The organism is Gloeotrichia echinulata CP02 (assembly GCA_038087035.1).
Lineage (GTDB): Bacteria > Cyanobacteriota > Cyanobacteriia > Cyanobacteriales > Nostocaceae > Gloeotrichia > Gloeotrichia echinulata.
The window spans coordinates 4,312,667-4,330,785 of the sequence record CP051187.1 but is presented as its reverse complement, the minus strand read 5'-3'; the positions used below and the strand labels follow the sequence as shown (position 1 = coordinate 4,330,785).

General features: G+C 43.4%; 20 protein-coding genes. 15 read left to right on the top strand and 5 right to left on the bottom strand.

Annotated elements, in window-relative coordinates; all coding sequences use genetic code 11:
• The first annotated feature begins 162 nt into the window (after positions 1-162).
• The 7 genes from HEQ19_19085 (at position 163) to HEQ19_19055 (ending at position 5,738) form a co-directional block, all read left to right on the top strand.
• Positions 163-513 carry a hypothetical protein gene (locus tag HEQ19_19085; protein ID WYM01285.1) on the top strand — a complete coding sequence of 117 codons (351 nt, stop codon included), beginning with the start codon at positions 163-165 and terminating at the stop codon, positions 511-513.
• A 355-nt stretch (positions 514-868) separates the two neighbouring features.
• The gene (locus tag HEQ19_19080; protein ID WYM01284.1) at positions 869-2,791 is read left to right on the top strand and encodes a protein phosphatase 2C domain-containing protein; all 1,923 of its coding nucleotides are present in this window, start codon (positions 869-871) and stop codon (positions 2,789-2,791) included.
• Between the two features lie 3 nt (positions 2,792-2,794).
• Complete coding sequence (locus tag HEQ19_19075; protein ID WYM01283.1) at positions 2,795-3,220, top strand: hypothetical protein; 426 nt, start codon at positions 2,795-2,797, stop codon at positions 3,218-3,220.
• Positions 3,221-3,319: 99 nt separating this feature from the next.
• Positions 3,320-3,580, top strand: a complete 261-nt coding sequence (locus HEQ19_19070; GenBank protein ID WYM03502.1) for a ferredoxin-thioredoxin reductase variable chain — start codon at positions 3,320-3,322, stop codon at positions 3,578-3,580.
• Positions 3,581-3,830: 250 nt separating this feature from the next.
• On the top strand, positions 3,831-4,145 hold the full coding sequence (gene grxC / locus HEQ19_19065; protein WYM01282.1) for a glutaredoxin 3: 315 nt from the start codon (positions 3,831-3,833) through the stop codon (positions 4,143-4,145).
• Between the two features lie 219 nt (positions 4,146-4,364).
• Positions 4,365-4,850: a tRNA adenosine(34) deaminase TadA gene (tadA, locus tag HEQ19_19060; protein WYM01281.1), complete on the top strand. Its 486-nt coding sequence runs from the start codon at positions 4,365-4,367 to the stop codon at positions 4,848-4,850.
• Between the two features lie 111 nt (positions 4,851-4,961).
• Positions 4,962-5,738, top strand: coding sequence for a 1-acyl-sn-glycerol-3-phosphate acyltransferase (locus HEQ19_19055; protein WYM01280.1), 777 nt, complete (start codon positions 4,962-4,964; stop codon positions 5,736-5,738).
• Positions 5,739-6,108: 370 nt separating this feature from the next.
• On the opposite strand, the gene HEQ19_19050 is transcribed toward HEQ19_19055, so the two are convergent.
• On the bottom strand, positions 6,109-8,214 hold the full coding sequence (locus HEQ19_19050) for a S8 family serine peptidase (GenBank protein WYM01279.1): 2,106 nt from the start codon (positions 8,212-8,214) through the stop codon (positions 6,109-6,111).
• 165 nt (positions 8,215-8,379) lie between these two features.
• Here HEQ19_19050 and HEQ19_19045 point away from each other — a divergent pair, with 165 nt between their 5' ends.
• The 4 genes from HEQ19_19045 to grxD all read left to right on the top strand — a co-directional run bounded on the left by HEQ19_19045 (position 8,380) and on the right by grxD (position 10,267).
• Positions 8,380-8,988 carry a hypothetical protein gene (locus tag HEQ19_19045; protein WYM01278.1) on the top strand — a complete coding sequence of 203 codons (609 nt, stop codon included), beginning with the start codon at positions 8,380-8,382 and terminating at the stop codon, positions 8,986-8,988.
• Positions 8,936-9,523 (top strand): IS200/IS605 family accessory protein TnpB-related protein, encoded by a 588-nt coding sequence (locus HEQ19_19040; GenBank protein ID WZI66959.1) that lies wholly within the window; start codon positions 8,936-8,938, stop codon positions 9,521-9,523. Before HEQ19_19045 ends, HEQ19_19040 begins: the two co-directional genes overlap by 53 nt.
• A 76-nt stretch (positions 9,524-9,599) precedes the next feature.
• Complete coding sequence (locus HEQ19_19035) at positions 9,600-9,863, top strand: BolA family transcriptional regulator (protein ID WYM01277.1); 264 nt, start codon at positions 9,600-9,602, stop codon at positions 9,861-9,863.
• Between the two features lie 80 nt (positions 9,864-9,943).
• A complete protein-coding gene (gene grxD / locus HEQ19_19030; protein WYM01276.1) occupies positions 9,944-10,267 on the top strand; it encodes a Grx4 family monothiol glutaredoxin in 324 nt (107 codons plus the stop codon).
• 278 nt (positions 10,268-10,545) lie between these two features.
• Here the strand turns inward: grxD and HEQ19_19025 are convergent, their stop codons facing one another.
• A complete protein-coding gene (locus tag HEQ19_19025) occupies positions 10,546-10,800 on the bottom strand; it encodes a DUF6761 family protein (protein WYM01275.1) in 255 nt (84 codons plus the stop codon).
• 662 nt (positions 10,801-11,462) lie between these two features.
• On the opposite strand from HEQ19_19025, the gene HEQ19_19020 reads away from it, so the two are divergent.
• Complete coding sequence (locus tag HEQ19_19020) at positions 11,463-12,233, top strand: response regulator transcription factor (GenBank protein ID WYM01274.1); 771 nt, start codon at positions 11,463-11,465, stop codon at positions 12,231-12,233.
• A gap of 108 nt (positions 12,234-12,341) precedes the next feature.
• On the opposite strand, the gene HEQ19_19015 is transcribed toward HEQ19_19020, so the two are convergent.
• Positions 12,342-13,100: an ATP-binding cassette domain-containing protein gene (locus HEQ19_19015; GenBank protein ID WYM01273.1), complete on the bottom strand. Its 759-nt coding sequence runs from the start codon at positions 13,098-13,100 to the stop codon at positions 12,342-12,344.
• Between HEQ19_19015 and HEQ19_19010 the strand changes: the two genes are divergently transcribed.
• Positions 13,094-13,306 carry a hypothetical protein gene (locus tag HEQ19_19010; protein WYM01272.1) on the top strand — a complete coding sequence of 71 codons (213 nt, stop codon included), beginning with the start codon at positions 13,094-13,096 and terminating at the stop codon, positions 13,304-13,306. The genes HEQ19_19015 and HEQ19_19010 overlap by 7 nt on opposite strands.
• Positions 13,307-13,371: 65 nt before the next feature.
• On the opposite strand, the gene HEQ19_19005 is transcribed toward HEQ19_19010, so the two are convergent.
• Both HEQ19_19005 and HEQ19_19000 read right to left on the bottom strand, forming a co-directional pair.
• Positions 13,372-13,941, bottom strand: a complete 570-nt coding sequence (locus HEQ19_19005; GenBank protein ID WYM01271.1) for a hypothetical protein — start codon at positions 13,939-13,941, stop codon at positions 13,372-13,374.
• A 247-nt stretch (positions 13,942-14,188) separates the two neighbouring features.
• Entirely contained in the window at positions 14,189-15,994 is a 1,806-nt protein-coding gene (locus HEQ19_19000; GenBank protein WYM01270.1) for a ShlB/FhaC/HecB family hemolysin secretion/activation protein, read from the bottom strand.
• A 380-nt stretch (positions 15,995-16,374) separates the two neighbouring features.
• Here HEQ19_19000 and HEQ19_18995 point away from each other — a divergent pair, with 380 nt between their 5' ends.
• Positions 16,375-16,956, top strand: a complete 582-nt coding sequence (locus tag HEQ19_18995) for a COP23 domain-containing protein (protein WYM01269.1) — start codon at positions 16,375-16,377, stop codon at positions 16,954-16,956.
• Between the two features lie 169 nt (positions 16,957-17,125).
• Positions 17,126-17,881: a serine protease gene (locus HEQ19_18990; protein ID WYM01268.1), complete on the top strand. Its 756-nt coding sequence runs from the start codon at positions 17,126-17,128 to the stop codon at positions 17,879-17,881.
• The last annotated feature ends 238 nt before the right edge of the window (positions 17,882-18,119 follow it).

Sequence of the window (18,119 nt, the reverse complement as noted above, 5' to 3'; positions counted from 1 at the left end):
AATCGCGGGACTAGTACCTATCTATAATTCTAGTTTTTGCGAGAAATATATCTATTGATTGATAGCTACCTTGGATATTAGTATTCCTGATGGACTTGGACTTGAATTGTAAGAGTAAATCGGATTATTCTCAATAGTCATAATTGTTGTTTAAGGAAACAAATGAACAAATTTATACTCAGTTTGCTTTCGACTCCCGTGCTTCTTGGCTCAATCCTATCTGTGGGAGTGATGATCAATCAAGCCCAAGCCATAGAGCCTGCAAACAGATCAACTGACCGTCTATCTTGTATCCGCAATAAGCATAAAATCGGTTTGGTATGTGCCAGAGCTTCCGTATTAGCTGAAATTCCCGATTATCAGCCAGAAGCAGGGATATCTAAAGATGATGTTCCCATACTAGAGTTCAATAACCAAGAAAGCGATATGGCAATTACTTTATTTGGCTGCGATTGCCCTGCTTGTATAAATTCTTTACGTGCGATGCGTGGCGCTACACCTTTGGTTTACTGAGGGGTATTAACACTTATGTAGGGATATCAGGCAGTTAAAAACGAACCACCCTACCCTACGCCATACTTTTACCCAGGTTGGCGTAGAAGATATCACCAAGCTAGTGGTCTGTCCCATTAATTTTGATGGATTGTTTGTAGTTGCGTTTTAGCGCTTTTAATTGTCGCAGCGCTAAAACGCAACTACGAACAAATCAATACACCTATCAGAATTAATGAGACGCACCATTAGGTAATATTCCTGCCCAAAGCGAGTAATCTTACCTGATTGCGTTTACCTATTGCCTATAGCCTCTTGCCTATTGCCTGTATTTACGAGTAAGTTCTTGAATCAAATAGGACTGCCGTATAGGTTTATGATTTCTACACAAAGAATAATTTATTGCGTAAATCCCATCTGTACTCACCCGATGAATCCTGTAGGGAATCGTAGCTGTGCAAATTGTCACACGCCCCTAATTCACCGCTATCTCTGGGCGTCTGGGACATTAGCAGCGACAATTCCACCAGGAACAACGGTGGCTAATAGATATGAGGTAATTACGCAGCAGATTTGGCTGGATACTCAACCGGGAGTACCGCCAGAGGTACCGGAAGAATTACCCGAAGACGTTATTCCTTATCTACGGTTATATCAAGAACGACTACATCTGCCGCAAGCATACGGGTTTACTCGCGCCCTAGAACCTAATGCGGGTGATATCCTATTGCTGGAAAATGCACCGATAGATGAGAGTGGGCGCCTTTACCCCATCATCGCCGATGCATGGGAACAAGCAACAGCGGTACGACAAGTTTACTGGTTATGGCAAATCATTGAACTTTGGACACCTTTATTAGAATTGGGAGTTGCTAGCAGTTTGCTGCTACCAGATAACCTGCGAGTCCAAGGTTGGTGTGTGCGACTGTTGGAACTTCAGCAGACATCAGAAACTATGCCGCCTAGTTTACAGAATCTGGGGCATTTTTGGCAGCCTTTGGTAGCGACAGCGAAAACAGCAGTAGCCCCAGGGTTACAGAACATCGTCCAGCAATTGTGTAGTACAGAAGTCGATTTAAGGGGAATTACAACTCAACTCAATGCTTTACTACTATCATCGGCGGCAGAATTACCATTAAGACTTGAGGTGATCGGCGCGACAGATACAGGTCCACAATTGAGGCAAAATGAGGACACTTGCTACCCTGTTGGTAATCTAGATGACTACTTATTGCCGTTATCGATTGTTTGTGATGGTATTGGTGGGCACCAAGGCGGTGAAGTTGCTAGTCAATTGGCTGTGCAGTCCTTAAAGTTGCAAATCCGTGCTTTATTAACTGAAGTAGCAGAACAAACAGAACTGGTATCACCAAATTTGTTAAAGCAACAACTAGAAGCCAGTTTGCGGGTAGTGAATAACCTGATTTCCGTCCGTAATGACGAACAGAAACGCCAAGGTAGAGAACGCATGGCGACAACTCTGGTAATGGCGGTGCAAATATCGCAACGAGTGCTAAGTACGTCTCTTGATCAGATAGAAAATGGCCATGAACTTTACTTGGCGAATGTCGGCGATAGTCGTGCTTATTGGATTACTCGTAACTATTGTCAGTTACTGACAGTAGATGATGACGTAGCAACGCGGGAAGTACGCTTTGCCAGGACTCTGTATCGAAAAGCACTATTAAGACCAGATGCAACTGCCCTGACTCAAGCATTAGGAACAAAAGATGCCGAATCTCTGCGTATTTCGATTAAACGCTTCATTGTGGAAGAAGACGGCATATTGCTACTATGTTCCGATGGTTTAAGCGATAATAACTGGGTGGAACAGTCCTGGCAGGATTACGCACTACCAGTTTTAACAGGTAAACTAGCTCTAGAAAATGCTCTTAGCAATTGGATTAACCTGGCAAATCAAAAAAATGGTCATGATAATACATCAATTGTTCTCACACTTTGCCGTGTTTCCAAAGAATCTTTAGTACCGATTGCTTATACACAGCCTGCTGTAGAAGTTGTAGAAGCTGAAATAGAAGAAGAACCAGCATCTTTGGCTGAAACTGCATCAGGACTTGTAGCGGTGGAAGTCAGGGAGGAATCAATCAATAGCCAATTTAAAAAATCACATCTGGGTAAGCCTTTGGTGCTGGTTGGGGGATTTTTGGTATTGCTGGTGGGGGGTACAAGTGTAGGATTATTAGTTTGGGCGCAACTTCAACCCCAAGCATTCCACCGCATGTGTCAACAACTTCCCCCAAGAGTGCAGCAGTTGTGTCCGCAACGGAATAGGGACTAGGGATTGGGGATTGGGGATTGCACTTCTGGTGCGGACGCTACGCGAACGGCTCCGCTCAGTTACCAGGGATTGCACTTCGGCTCCGCTCTGTTACCAGGGATTGGGGATTGCACTTCTGGTGCGGACGCTACGCGAACGGCTCCGCTCAGTTACCAGGGATTGCACTTCGGCTCCGCTCTGTTACCAGGGATTGGGGATTGCACTTCTGGTGCGGACGCTACGCGAACGGCTCCGCTCTGTTACCAGGGATTGCACTTCGGCTCCGCTCTGTTACCAGGGATTGGGGATTGGGGATTGGGGACTTGTACTGAGCTTGTCGTACCACTACGTGGAAGCAAGCTAGGCGTAGCCTCTGTCTCCGACACGCTCCGCGAACGTAGAGAAGTATTGGGGATTGGTGAAAAACAACAAATGACAAATGACAAATGACTAATGACTAATGACAAATGACTAATGACAACCTTCAACAGTCGAAAAAAATCAGGTCAATCATGAGAAAATAAGAAAAAGCTAGGTGTAAAAGTGGTTATGAAAATTGGCGATCGCGTCCGAGTTAAAGAGTCGATAATAGTTTACCATCATCCTGAACATCGCAGTCAGGCTTTTGACCTCAAAGGCACAGAAGGCGATGTTGAGGCTATTGTTACCCAATGGCAAGGTAGACCTGTAAGCGCTAACCTGCCGATTTTAGTCAAATTTGGTAAAAAATTTAAAGCCCATTTACGCCAAAATGAGCTAGAAATCAGTCAACCACCCATCACTTCCCTTCGGGTAAGTGAGGGCTTGTAAAAGCCTAGTTGACCAGATTAAGCCTTAATTGGCTACGTTAGAGGCAGGACGATTGTAGGTAGGGGCGCAAGGCCTTGCGCCCCGGAAGATCATTCAACAACGCCAAAAACCCTGATTTTCCCCTACGGTGAGGGATCAGACTTACCATTCGCGACTCCTTATCCTTGATGAGTGGGGATGAGGAAGTAATGTTCCCATACTCCATGCCCAATGCCCAATGCCCAATGCCCAATCCCTCTAAAATGAAAATATGCTGGACTTTTTCAATCCCCTCTTAAATCGCCATCCAGAGCGAGTCAATGCCAACGTTGAAATCTACACTTGGCAAACTTGTCCTTATTGCATCCGCGCCAAGTTGCTGTTGTGGTGGAAAGGTGTCAAATTCACTGAATACAAAATCGACGGTGATGAAGCAGCCAGAGCGAAAATGGCTGAACGTGCTAACGAACGCCGCACCGTACCGCAGATTTTCATCAATAACCAACATGTCGGCGGCTGTGATGACCTTTATCTGTTAGATACGAAAGGTCAACTTGACCAGCTTTTAGCCCAAGCATCTGCTTAGGAATCAACCTAGAGCATTTTTCTGATAAATGAAGTACAGAGCTAGGGGCACGTTTTGCCGGCGCCTGACAATAATCTGTAGCTCATGAATTTGCAATCTGCTCTAATTATAAATTATCAGTTATGATTTTTTTTAATTGCTAGATAATGTAATATTTATCACAATTGTTCGTGGATTTTCAGTCTAGGGGCTATTTAAAATATTTTAGCAATAATTAATATGTTAATTAAAGACACACAATATCTTATACATCGGCAATGGATGAGTCGCGCCCTAGAATTGGCACAAACAGCAGGTGAAGCTGGTGAAATCCCGGTAGGTGCTGTAATTATTGATTCGTCAGGTAATATGGTTGCCGAAGGTGAAAACCGCAAAGAACGAGACATAGATCCCACCGCTCATGCAGAAATTATCGCTCTTAGGGCAGGTGCTAAAAATTTACAGAGCTGGCGTCTTCATCAATGCACTTTGTATGTAACTTTAGAGCCATGCCCGATGTGTGCTGGTGCGATCGTACAAGCCCGCTTAGGTTTACTTGTCTATGGCGTAGATGATACAAAAACTGGTGCGATTCGTACGGTTGCAAATATTCCCGATAGTGCTGCTTCTAATCACAGTCTACAAGTCATCGGCGGCATTTTAGAATCGGCCTGTCGTCAGCAGCTGCAAGCTTGGTTTGCTACGCGGCGGACTAAGAGAATATAACGGACAGAGGTAAAACTGTCCAATAGGTATGACACAAGTCACGGAAGAAAATCTACGGTGTAACTAATCAAGCTTTCGTTATATTTTATCCGACTATCAGCAGCCACCGTCATGATGGAATTTTACTCTACTGAAAATGCCTGCCAGGAAAAACCAGTAAATACTCCAGCTGTAACAAATCCTAGGGTGTCTTATACTACGTCGCGGGTTTCTCCTTGGTTAAGCCCCTTGGCGTATCTATTAGGGCGTCACTTCCTTCTACCATTATTTTTTCGCCGCATTAAAATTATCGGACAAGAACATATCCCTACCACTGGTCCTGTGATCCTTGCGCCTACCCATCGGGCGCGTTGGGATGCCTTGCTGGTACCCTATGTGGCTGTAGGTTGTATCACAGGCAAACACCTGCGGTTTATGGTCGCAATTACTGAATGTCAAGGATTACAAGGCTGGTTTGTCCGACGTTTAGGGGGCTTTCCTGTAGATATTAAACATCCCTCAATTACCACTTTGCGCCACGGAGTTGAACTACTTCAGCAGAAAAAAACCGTGGTGATTTTTCCCGAAGGCGGGATTTATCGGGATGGTGAAGTTCACCCATTGAAGCAGGGAATTGCACGTCTGGCTTTGGCTGCTGAATCTAGTCAGCCAGGACTGGGAGTTAAAGTTGTACCTATCAGCATCAATTACAGCCAACCTTATCCAAAGTGGGGTACAGATGTTTGTATTCAGATTGGACTGCCAATCAATGCCGTAGATTACACGAATGGCTGTGTCAAAAAGAATGCCAAGCACATGACAGCTGATTTAGCCCTTAGTTTACAACAGTTAAGCCATCAAGAATCAGAAATCGCCAGTCAAGCATTTGCAGAAATTCCTAATTCTTAATTTTGTCCTTTGTCAGTTGTCCTTGACAAATGATTAATGACCAAAAAGCGAGACGCAAGCCCCTGGCTTTAGACATGGGGATAAGTCGGGTGCGGCTTTAGCCGCATTGAAAAGATGTATAGTAGGATGACTTTATATAATCTTGGTTCTTGCGTACTTAGCGTGCTAAATATGTTGAAAAATAAGCTTGAACTCCTTGCTGGGATAAGATGACAGCCATTATTTACTGCCTTTTAGGTCTGATGATTAAAATTTTGGCTATAAGCGCCTGTAAGCCTTGATTTTAAAACAAAGTTATCGACTGTAATTAAAAATTTAGCACGTTAAGTACGCAAGAACCGAATCCCCCGGCTTATAGCCGTGGGGAGTATCAATAAGTTCCCAAATTTAAGGCCCAGCTATTGAGTTTGCCTATATCTTGTAACGCGTAGTCGATGACCCACAATTGCCAACGTCCTTTTGCTGGTAAGGATAGTAGCTGTCTGAGTCCTGGGTGCGATCGCACTGTGTAAGTTGTTCGTAAATCGGTACGCCGCCCTAATGTACGATTTTGCAGCAACACACTTTGATTATTGGGCGCTATTAAATAAATTTCTAAATCACCTAAAAAATTATGGGTAATATTTACCGTTACCTGAATATCTTGGACTGGACTTGCATCAGCAATCACAATCGCACTCTTGATTCCTTTTGTGTCATTATCGGGAATTGCTAAGAGGTTTTTATTTTCTCCTCTGATTTGCTTTGTGCCACTTGCAGCAAGTGGCCTCATCTGTTGTGCTAATAACACTGCATTAGCTGCATTGACTTTGCCATAACCAAACCATTGGGAATGGCCATTTTTATTGTAAGTACCTTGACGCAAACCCAGTTGGGAGTCAGGATTCGGGTCTACAATTTTATCCGCGCTGTCTTGGAGAATCCGTTTGACCTGTTGGGCAGTTAGGTCAGGATTTGCTGACAAAACTAGTGCAGCAACTCCCGCAACTACAGGAGTTGCACTAGAAGTACCACCAAAGTTATTCGTAAAGTTGCCTGGATCGTAGCCTGCTGCACCCATTTGGTCGGTAGTTAATATTCCCAATCCAGCGAGGGAAGTAGCGATCGCCGGTTGGGTTTCCATAAAACCGGTATCTTGAAACCACATACCTGGTGGTGCATTGTTACTAGGGGCACAAACTGAAATATTCACTCCCCAATTACTGTAAGCAGCTTTCTTATTTAAACTAGTGGAAGCAGCCACGGCAATTACATCTGGATGTACCGGAAAACCACTGAGCCACTCTGTATTACCAGCTAACAGGTTTTTCGGCCAATTCCGCTCCAACACAGTACCGTCAATGGGGCGGTTGGCGTTCCCGGAGGCAAACACAATCACACAACCTTTACCATTGCGTCCTTGGGTAGCAGCACGGGTAATAGCAGCGCGTTGGCGCAAAGACAGGGGGAAATAAACAGCCGATGCTCCCCAGCTGCAAGAAATAACACTAGCTCCCTTGGCGATCGCCCAGTTAAATATGTCCTCAATTGATTGATCATCCAAAAACCCAGTGGTACGAATTGGCATTAACGCGCAACCAGGAGCAACCCCGACAATTCCCGCACCATTTTCTTCAGCAATGGCTATTCCTGCACAAGCTGTACCGTGACTAGTTTCCTCTTCAGCCGGCAAGGGTAAAAAGTCATTTTGCTTCAAATCTCTGGGGGCGACAACTTTTCCCCGACCTTGAAAATCTGGGTGGTTCAAATCAAAGGAATCATCGACTATAGCCACAACCACCGAACGGACACCGCGAGTGATATCCCAAGCTTTTTCTACAGAAATATGAGAACCCACACCCAACAGTTTACCACCATTGTGGTTAAGATACCATTGCTGGGCATAAAGAGGGTCACGGGGTTTGTAATGCGGCTCCTGTTGCACGAGGATGTTAGGTTCAGCTATTAAAACCTCTGGGAGTCCTTGCAGCTGGTTGGTAATTTTCAGGGGATTTTCGGTTGCTTGCTTACTCACAAGAAACACGAAAGTGTTAGACAAACCCAGGACTGGTTTGTCTTGGACTAAGTTTAAAGCCGATATTATAGCATTAATCCTACCAGCATCAACCCCAGGGGCAAATTGAATTGTGATTTGGTTACTGAGATAAACAAAAGTCCCAGGATTATCTTTAATTTTGTAAACATGACTGGCAAAGGCAACATTTTCCGCAGCCCGTGCTTGGGACATCCCCTCGTCTAACAGGTTGGGTGCAATCGTGAAAACTTCTAGCTGTGCTTGGGGAATACTGCGACGCCAAATAGCCCAACTAACCTGAGATAATTGTTGGGAAGATACATTTGTCACAGGGCTGACGGTGAAGCAATCTAAAGCTTTTTCTAAAATCAGTTCTTGACCACCGCGTTGTAAAATCAGCCCCTGACTGTTGGCTGGTATACCCGGATTAGCAAAATTAGATGAATTTAGGGGATCATTCATAGGCGCAATTTACCTACTATGCAGCAGCAATGGGAACTCTCATCAACCAGTTCTTAGTCTAAAACAAAGAAACTTAGTATGTAGCTTTGCTTTGTTATAGACAAAAACAGAGTTAAGATACCCGAAGTTTACATTTTGTTTATACTTGTCGCACAAATTCAACCCATGAACTTTGCTACAGATGTTCCCTTAATTCGCAACACTTGCTTATCATTCATAGCAGCCCTTAGCCTGCTATCCCCAGTTTATGCCCAGACACCAACACCACCAAGCACAAATACTCAACCACCACAACCTATTGACCCCAACGATCCTAATACTCTGCGTCCTACAGTCGAAAATAACAGCGTATTGAGTATTAAAGGCGGTCAGCGGCTCCTACAAGAGGCAGATGATGCCGTTTCTGCCCAAAAATACGATGTGGCTGCCAAAAAGCTCCAAGAAGCACGTCAGATTTTTAATCAGCTATCTAATTTTTATCAGGATTTAAACTCCAGCTTCACTGGAATTGACAACAGAGTTTCTGATTCCCAGCGGAAAATGGCTCTAAATACTGCCCAACTACGAGATGAAAGCACTTATCGCCTAGCATTGGTGCATCGGGCGCTCAATCAGCCAGAACTAGCTGTACCATTATTGGTGCAAATTATCAAAAGTCAAAACCCGACACGGGAATTAGGTAAGAAAGCCTATCAACAGCTATTTGAGTTGGGTTTTGTGGATGCTCCCTATCCTAGACAAGGTAGCAATTCCTCTTCCTCATCTCAAAAATAATGCTATTAACAAAGCAGTGCGATTCATTATTAATCAATGCCTCAGTGACCGAGTAGGTAACATTGTAATTGGTTGGAATATTGGACAGAAACAAAATTCCAGCATGGGAAAAAGAAATAATCAGAATTTTGTAGTTATCCCAACCAGTCGATTAATAGACAGGCTAAAACAACTATGCCCAGAGTACGGAATTACTTTAACAATAACTGAGGAGGCGTATACTTCTTTGGCATCATTCCTTGATTGCGACTCCCTACCCAAATATGGCGAAAAGCCTGAAGGGTGGAAAGCAAGTGGAACCCGTACAACTAGGGGACAGTACAAAAGTCATGATGGCTCCATTATTAATGCCGATTGCAATGGAAGTGCTAACATCATGAGAAAAGTAGCCACACAGCTAGGATTAAACCTAGCCGAGGTGGGTAGGGCATCTTTGACAGTGCCACAACGAATTGATTTGTTTACGAGATTAGATAAATCATATCGCAAACGTTGCGGAGTGCGGCTTATAGCCGCCGTAGCAACATCAGTTTAGAATCCTCCGGTTTCTAACCGGGGGAGATGTCAAATATTCTGTTAATAATAGAAAAGAAGTTTTTTCAGGAATTGCGATGATTAGTCCCCAGAAGGTTGAGGAAATGATCAAAGCGGAACTGCCAGACGCCCAGGTTCAGGTAAAAGACTTGACTGGTGGCGGTGACCACTATCAGGTGACAGTAGTTTCATCGCAGTTTGGCGGTAAGGGACTGGTGCAACAACACCAGTTAGTTTATGATGCGGTCCGCGAAGCTATGTCAACTGAAGCCATTCATGCCTTGGCAGTAAAAACCTATACTCCTGAAGCATGGCAGGCAACAGCCGCTTCGTCAAGTTAAGAGTTATGAGTGAGGACATCACTCCCTACTCCTCAATACTGAACCCTCACTTTTGAACGCAAACAAGGAAACGAAAAACTATGACGCCAGAACTCAAAGAACAAATTGATAAGTTAGTAACAGACAACAAAATTCTAATTTTCATGAAGGGAAACAAATTGATGCCTCAATGTGGTTTCTCCAACAACGTTGTACAGATTATCAATACATTTGGAGTTCCCTTTGAGACGGTTGACGTACTAGCAAACTCCGAAATTCGTCAAGGAATTAAGGAATATTCCAACTGGCCGACAATTCCCCAAGTGTATATCGATGGTAAATTTATTGGCGGTTCCGACATCCTGATTGAAATGTATCAAAATGGTGAATTAGAGCAACTTCTAGCAATTGCTCTAGCTTCGTAAAATTCTCTTGGTTTCTAGTCGCCTCTAGGCTAAAATAACGGTTTTTGGCGTCGTTTGTAGGGGCGCAAGGCCTTGCGCCCCAAAAGCGTGGTCTATTTACCTGAAAATGGCTGTAAGTTAAAAGTCCCCTCAGTCGAATGTAAAAACCAAAACATGGCTGAGGGGATGGTTTTTCTATTCAAAATTTCACACCACCACACCTCTTGCTCAATTCAGATAATATGCTATAATTATCTGCGTTGATGAGCAAGTTACTAAAAATGACCGGGCCGAGGGCATTAGTAGTAATCGTGTTGTCGTTCTGGTTCTGGTTGTGTCATGGCAAAGTTCGATGCGTCGTACAAGTAGCGGCTTGCTTCCTCTTCTAGACGATGAATCAGATAGGGTTCGATAACGTTTCCATGTCGCAGCGCGGCTAGATATCCATCCAAATACATCCGCATATCATCCATGCGATAACCGCGATTCCATAGCTCGACGAAGGCGTCGGTGATTCTTTGGTAAAAGCGGATGGTTTGTGTGTCTTGGAGCATAACTGCTGTGTTAATCTCTTTGGAATGAGAATTGTAAATGATCCCGCACCAAATGTGAAGTATTAGTTCCCATTTGGCTTCAAGTCGTAGCCAACCGATCTACTTTGGGCAACACCCCCCAGCAGTTACAAGGTATTCTGATCCTATTCCAGAAAAGACAAAATATGATTATACGGTAAGTTAATTTTATGAATTATTTGGTCAACATCCCCATGCTACTTATGGATGTAGGGCTAAAAGTTGCCAGTAGAAAATGCGCTTTCACCAGCAAGCTGAAAGACTGATTTCGACAGGTTTAGCTTTTTTGGTGATAGTGTTTTAGTGCATTCCCCCCTTCCAGGAGTAGTAGTCTGTCAATTTTGTTTTGAGGGATTTTTGGTAGTGTGAGCGTCTCGCTCACGCGGGCAAGATGCCCGCACTACAGTCCATCATTTTTATCTTGACAGAGTAGTAGGATGTTTGAGCGGAAGTTATTTCCTAAAAGTCTAACAAAAATTTAAGAACATTACTAATCCGCTTTGGGCAAGGCTTAACTTAAATTTTTTGCCCCAATTTCTATGAGGAAATGTAAAGCTAATAGCAATTGGAGTAACAAAGACTACAAAACATTGGCCTTGGGCTTGTTACTTTGAAAATCATCGACGCTAAGGGATCTTGCCACCGTGGGTTCGGTTTGTATTGAAATCGTTGAGGGAAATCCCCATCTCAGGTCGTTGCTGGGTTGGCACTTGCAGCAGTTGGAATATCGTGTGCATCAGGCCGCCAGCATTTATCAAGCAAGGGAAGTGTTTTTAAGCCAGCAACCGACACTAGTCATTCTTGATGCTGATTTACCTGATGGTGATGGCATTGAGTTTTGTCGTTGGTTGCACCGTCAGCAACAACCTTTAATTTTAATGCTATCAGCCCGGACTAATGAAGCCGATATCGTCGCCGGCTTGAAAGCAGGGGCTGATGACTACTTGAGCAAACCTTTTGGGATGCAGGAGTTTCTCGCACGGGTAGAAGCGTTAATTCGCCGCAATCGGACACCTATTGCGCCGGCTTATTTAGATTATGGCGCTTTGCAAATCGATTTAGTACAACGTCGTGTGCGCTTCCAAGGGGAGTTTATTGATTTAACGCCCCAAGAATTTAGCTTACTCTACGTTTTAGCACAAGCAGGAGGTGTACCCCTATCTAGATCAGAATTGCTGCGTCGCGCTTGGCCTGACGCTATTGATAACCCGCGCACTATTGACACTCACGTTTTATCGCTGCGGAAAAAAGTCGAACTTGATCCCCGACAACCTAGCTTGATTCAAACTATTCGCAATGTGGGATATCGATTTAACATGGAAATTTTGAATACTAATATTCCCCAATCACAAACAAAGTTACCTAAAGAGAGATTTAGTAATCCACGTTCTACCCTGAGTACTCAACGGTTGTAGGGGAGATGGGGATATGAGGGCGATGGGGATATGAGGGATATGGGGGATATGGGGGAATAACCTTGACCCTTGACCCTTGACCCTTGACCCTTGACCCTTGATACTTGCCTAACTCCATTCTTCAGCGTCTTGATCTGCTGCGTGTATCAAGCTAGCTCGTAGATTAACCCAGTCTACCTCAGAGGCTGTTGTATCTGCCAACAACTGACCTTGTTGTAGGTGCAATAGTCGTGTGCAAAATATCTGTGCTAGGTCTAGCTGATGATTGACCATTAAAATTGTGGTGTAATGAGTGTGAGCCAGCTGGGTTAAAACGAACAGCAGATGGGAAGCTGTACCGATGTCTAGGGCTGAGGTTGGCTCGTCTAATAGTAAAATTTTAGGTTGGATGACTAAAGCACGGGCGATCGCTACTAGTTGTCTTTGTCCTGCTGAAAGTTGCACTTCAGTTTTGGCTAACCAATCACTGGGAATGTGTAGTTGTTCTATCCAATAATTTACTCGTTGCTGAATTGTCTGTTTGGGTAAACTACGCAAAACTAATGGATAAGCCAAGGCTTGTTGAACTGTCATCCCCAAAAGCTTTGTTTCTTGCAACACAAGTGTCACGTCTTGGCGTAGCTGGATAATCGGAATTTGCTGATATTCCTGATTTTCTAAATATATTTTGCCGCTAGTGGGTTCATTCAGGCGATTGATTAGTTGTAATAAGGCAGTTTTACCAGCGCCAGATGGACCTACAATGGCAATGCATTCACTAGGGAATATCTTCAAGGAAATATCCTGCAATATGGGGTATCCTCGTTGATTACCTTTAAGCTTGGTATATAGATTAATTTGTTCTAGGCGGAGTTGGTCATTTGTCATTTGTCATTTGTTATTTGTTATTTGTTATTTGTCATTTGTCATTTGTCATTTGTCATTTGTCATTGGTCATTTGTTATTTGTCATTTGTCATTGGTCATTTGTCATTACTCATTACTCATTACTCATTACTCATTACTCTTTGTCATTGGTCATTACTCTTTGTCATTGGTCATCCCCCCAGTCCCCAGTCCCCAGCGATGCACTGAGCTTGCCGAAGTGTCCCCAGTCCCCAGCGATGCACTGAGCTTGCCGAAGTGTCCCCAGTCCCCTGCTATAACTGATAACTGTTAACTGTTAACTGATGAGCTGTGGTGATAGTCCAAGCGTCTATCAACAGCAGGAGTAGGGTAAATATAAGTAAAATAAAATACATCCAAGGTTGGGCTAAGGGGCGAACGTCTGTGGTATCAATGCCGGTCTTGGCTTGTACTTGTCTTACTAGTTGGGTAAATCCGGCTACACGCATGGGGAGTAAATACGCTTGTCCTTCTTGGCTGAGAAAATAATAAACGATACCTCCTTGACCTGTGGTACGAGGTTTTAATTCTTTTACTTGTGACCAAGATAAAGACCAACCTTTACGGAAAAAGCGAGGAACCCAGGTGGGGTAAGTAACTTGAATACCCTGGTCGTCTAATATTACTCGTTCTGTTAAGACTGCATACAAAGCAACTAAACCGATGCTAATTCCTAGCCATAATAAGGCTGGTGGTATGGATGCGGCTGTTACTTGGGCTAAAAAAGGTAATGGTACGGTGAGTGCTACATAGAGACTCAGGAGGGTGATCCGAATTAACGGTGATAGGCGAAAAATTGAGGTGTTGGTTGAGTTGGCTGTCACGGTTCAATTAGGGTGGTCTTCTCTTTAATTATCGCGGGAATTTCCCTCGACTAGACACTTGAGCCTTTGAGCCTGACGGTTGAGGGTGTAGGGTGCGTCAGACCTAAAATATTGAAAGCACATCTATTGTCTCGTGGTGTGACCCACCCTACAAATTATATCAAATCCGGTTACGGTCACACAAACGTTTTGGGCACAGCAGTGCTGTGCCCCTACAAATACCATGTGCAATCACCCGGATTTGATATTATAGGCGATAACCGAGACTGAAATAAAATCCATTGTCTTGAGTATTATCACCTTTATCATCCAATTTCACCAGCCCAAGACCATAATCTAAGCGCAGATTAAAGTTTGGTGCTGGTTTCCATATCACTCCTAATCCTGTGCTGGCTAAAAGGTTCTGTTTTAGTAAGCGGTTGGGGTTATCATCGACATTCCAAACTACTCCCAAATCAAAAAATGGTGCTAGTTGTAAGACGGGGTTTTTGCCTTGGTCGCGGCTTACAGTAATCTGGTCTTCTAGAGAAAGTCTAAATCCATTATCACCCGCCCGCACATTTTGCCGATAGCCGCGTACTGATTGACCACCACCAATGACAAATTGCTGACTAGATAATAAACCATTGGGTGTTAGTTGCACATCAGCTTGGATAATTAGGCGATTATTTTCATCGAGGTTTTGCACTCGTTGCACTTGTCCTAACCAACTGAAAAAGTTACCATCAGGCGTGGGGTCAACATTAATCGTAGCATCGAATAAACCAGTACCAAAACTGAATTGCGATCGCAATGCCCAAGCGCCTTGTAAATCACGCTTGACGTAATCTTGACCAAATTTAATTACGCGGGTACGGCTGTTACCTTCTGCATCTGGGCCACTATCGAAGCGGCTGGGTTGACCAAAGAGAAAGGTTTGTCCATTCTGCACTGCAAAAGCTAAGGATAAGGCAAATTCTTCTGCAAGCGATCGCACTATGGGTTGGCGATAACTAATTTCATAAAGTTCGGATTCTCCCCGAATGTCGAGAACTTCAAAAGGCGATTCGGTGACTTTATTATTGTTAATTGTAGTTCGCAATTGTAAAGTCCCATTCATGGCATTTAATGGCACTCGATAACTGAAATCATAAAGATTGGAACCGCCTGTGGTTGTGCGGTAATAAGATGCAGCTAATTCATCGCCAAGTCCTGTGAGGTTACGATAAACACTACTGATTCCCAATCTTTCGGAACCAACGCTAGGTGGTGAGTAATTGTCAATACTTAAGGCTGTGTTAAAGGATTTGGCTTCGGTGACGCGCACTCTGAGGATACTTTTACCTTCGCTACTCCCTGGACGTAAACTGGCTTCCACATTTGCGAAGAGTGGATCACTCCGCAGCAACCTTAATTGGTCTTCTAGTTTAATTGTTGAAAGCGGTGTTCCCGCACCTAGAGAAATTCGCGATCGCACATATTCAGGATTTAATCTTGTGATTCCTTGAATGTCAATTTTCTCTAAACTACCTTCAATTACCTGAATTTTAACAACGCTATCGGTAATTGTTTGCGCTGCTAAAATTGCTCTGGAAGTAATATAACCCCGCTTCAAATACAACTGGGTGATTTGATTAGCAACTTCTTGGAGTTCTGCTAAAGTGACTTTCTGTCCTATTTTCGGCTGCGTGTATTGATTCCAGTCAGCTGCGGTAAAAATTGTACTCCCTTCAACCTGAATTTCTTTTACCTCAATAGTCACCGCAGCTGGCGCCGGAGAGGTTTCTGGAACAGGAGGCTTTTGTAATTCTGGCTGTGGTTGTGGTGATAGGGGTTCTGGGATTGGTGCTGGTTGGGGAAGGCGATCGCGATTGGGATCTCCTTGTGGGTTCGGTGCTTGTGCGAATGTCTCTATAGCATAACTTGGTGATAGATACCCAACTAAGACAGCGGTGGGAATTAAAAACACACACGACAAAAATCCTAGTTTGAAGATAGGGACTGGAGATTGGGGATTTTTATTTTTTATTTTTGTATCAAATTCATGGGGGTTGGACGGGAAATTGTCTCGCATAAAATCCTACTAATTTTTATTTTTCTGTAGTAAATAACCATGAGCAAATATAGGATTCCTATTTGATTTTTGAAATATACTTGTGCTAGGCATTGCCGACCAGATATGGCTTTTGGTGGGCAATTCCCACCCTACAGATAGTTTGGTTTATTTCAAAAATCAAACTGGATTCCCATGACATTGTTAGTAGTATTAAAACAAACTAGAGAAAATATTGAAAGTTGGTAAGAAGACAAAAACCATCTATTGAATAAATATCCAAGAAAGAAAAAAACAACTATTTTTTTGATGGATAATAAGTATAAATACACTTACGTAGCACAGGAACTACACGATATGCTCTTAAGAGGAATCACTCAATTTTCTTTGGAGAATTTTATATGTTACGTAGATTAATGAGCGTTGTTGCTGGCGCTGCAGTTTTGAGTAGTTTAACAGCAGTATTTAGCACTCCTAGCTATGCTGCTGATGTACGATTTTTTTGTGGTGAACAAAATGGTAAACTGTTTACCTTTGCTCAACGCCCCGGTCGTGATCCTGTCAGAGTAGTTAACTGGAATTCCAGAGAATTTTCTCGTTCTGGATATAATCCCTTAACCCGCTGTAACCAAGTTTCAGAAAGATTTCAGAAAGAATATAACCGCAATGGGTTAGCATATATAACCGTTGGTATCGTTAATGGTTACCGTGTGGTTTGTAACGCCGAACCTCTGGGTAGTTGCAACTCCGACAATATTTTGTTCACCGTCAATTCCAAAAATGATGCAGTAGTCTCTGTGCAACAAATTTTTGTCATTCGTGATGGTAATGCTAGTTCTAGAATCTATGTCCAAGAGTCTTCTGGTCGGACTTATTTAGACTTAGGTAAAGTCATCAACAGTGATGCTGCTCAACCAAGCGATTCCCCAGAGGCTACTCCAGCAGCAGAACCATCTGCTAAACCAAATTCTGGTAGATTTTAGGAATTTAGGACTTACTTACATGTCACAAAGAATGGTGGGTGACGCCACAGGTCTGGTAACTACGTATAATATTTATTGAAGCGTCACGCACCCTAGGAGTTGAGACGATGAATTGCATCTATGGTCAGCACTTTTGAGGGTGTAATTGAATTCTGGAATTAGGTAAAATATGCGTTTTCCCAACAATAGTATTATTGCTTGTGTTGGCAGTCTGGTTGTCGGCTTGTCAACACAGGCTGCTTTTTCATTAGAGGCAAATTTTAGTGAAACGGCTAGTAATGGTCTGGAAATTTCTGGGGAATTGTCATTAACACAACTACAGAATCGCGCTCGTGCAATTACAGTTAAAGTAATAGCTGGTCAAGGTTGGGGTTCAGGTATTTTAATTAGAAAACAGGGTGAAAATTACACGGTTCTGACTAACGCCCATGTCATCAGAATTGCCCATAGGTATCGAATTCAAACCCCCGACGGGAAAATTTATTCAGCGCAACAAATTACAACCAGATTTCACGATGATGATTTAGCATTGCTCAATTTTAGGAGCGCGAATAATTATGCGATCGCCCGCACTACATCATCGTCAATATCAGTCGGTGATGAAACTTTTGCAGCGGGGTTTCCTGATGATGAACAGGGATTTGCATTTACAATCGGCAAAGTTGACTATGTTTTACCTCAACCTTTCCGCGATGGCTACCAATTAGGCTATAGCAACGATATTCGCAAAGGTATGAGTGGTGGACCAGTCCTAAATAATCGGGGTGAATTAATCGCTGTTAACGGTAAACATAAGCATCCACTTTGGGGAAATAGTTACATTTTTAAGGATGGTTCTACACCAGTTTTAGCAATACGTCAACAACTAGAAAATTCCAGTTGGGCGGTGCCAATACAAACATTTTTACGACTCGCTCCTCAATAAAGGGGCATGGGGGATGGGGCATGGGGCACTTGTACTGAGCGAAGCCGAAGTATGGGGCATGGGGCACTTGTACTGAGCGAAGCCGAAGTATGGGGCATGGGGCATGGGAGGAATAATAACTCCTTACTCCTTACTCCTTACTCCTTACTCCTTACTCCTTACTCCTTACTCCTTACTCCTTACTCATTACTCCTTACTCCTTACTCATTACTCCTCACTCCTTACTCCTCACTCCTTA

Coding starts and splice junctions, on each gene's coding strand:
- HEQ19_19085 (WYM01285.1), top strand. CDS start 163: ATGAACAAATTTATACTCAGTTTGCTTTCGACTCCCGTGCTTCTTGGC.
- HEQ19_19080 (WYM01284.1), top strand. CDS start 869: ATGATTTCTACACAAAGAATAATTTATTGCGTAAATCCCATCTGTACT.
- HEQ19_19070 (WYM03502.1), top strand. CDS start 3,320: ATGAAAATTGGCGATCGCGTCCGAGTTAAAGAGTCGATAATAGTTTAC.
- grxC (WYM01282.1), top strand. CDS start 3,831: ATGCTGGACTTTTTCAATCCCCTCTTAAATCGCCATCCAGAGCGAGTC.
- tadA (WYM01281.1), top strand. CDS start 4,365: ATGTTAATTAAAGACACACAATATCTTATACATCGGCAATGGATGAGT.
- HEQ19_19055 (WYM01280.1), top strand. CDS start 4,962: ATGATGGAATTTTACTCTACTGAAAATGCCTGCCAGGAAAAACCAGTA.
- HEQ19_19050 (WYM01279.1), bottom strand. CDS start 8,214: ATGAATGATCCCCTAAATTCATCTAATTTTGCTAATCCGGGTATACCA.
- HEQ19_19045 (WYM01278.1), top strand. CDS start 8,380: ATGAACTTTGCTACAGATGTTCCCTTAATTCGCAACACTTGCTTATCA.
- HEQ19_19040 (WZI66959.1), top strand. CDS start 8,936: ATGCTCCCTATCCTAGACAAGGTAGCAATTCCTCTTCCTCATCTCAAA.
- HEQ19_19035 (WYM01277.1), top strand. CDS start 9,600: ATGATTAGTCCCCAGAAGGTTGAGGAAATGATCAAAGCGGAACTGCCA.
- grxD (WYM01276.1), top strand. CDS start 9,944: ATGACGCCAGAACTCAAAGAACAAATTGATAAGTTAGTAACAGACAAC.
- HEQ19_19025 (WYM01275.1), bottom strand. CDS start 10,800: ATGCTCCAAGACACACAAACCATCCGCTTTTACCAAAGAATCACCGAC.
- HEQ19_19015 (WYM01273.1), bottom strand. CDS start 13,100: ATGACAAATGACCAACTCCGCCTAGAACAAATTAATCTATATACCAAG.
- HEQ19_19000 (WYM01270.1), bottom strand. CDS start 15,994: ATGCGAGACAATTTCCCGTCCAACCCCCATGAATTTGATACAAAAATA.
- HEQ19_18995 (WYM01269.1), top strand. CDS start 16,375: ATGTTACGTAGATTAATGAGCGTTGTTGCTGGCGCTGCAGTTTTGAGT.
- HEQ19_18990 (WYM01268.1), top strand. CDS start 17,126: ATGCGTTTTCCCAACAATAGTATTATTGCTTGTGTTGGCAGTCTGGTT.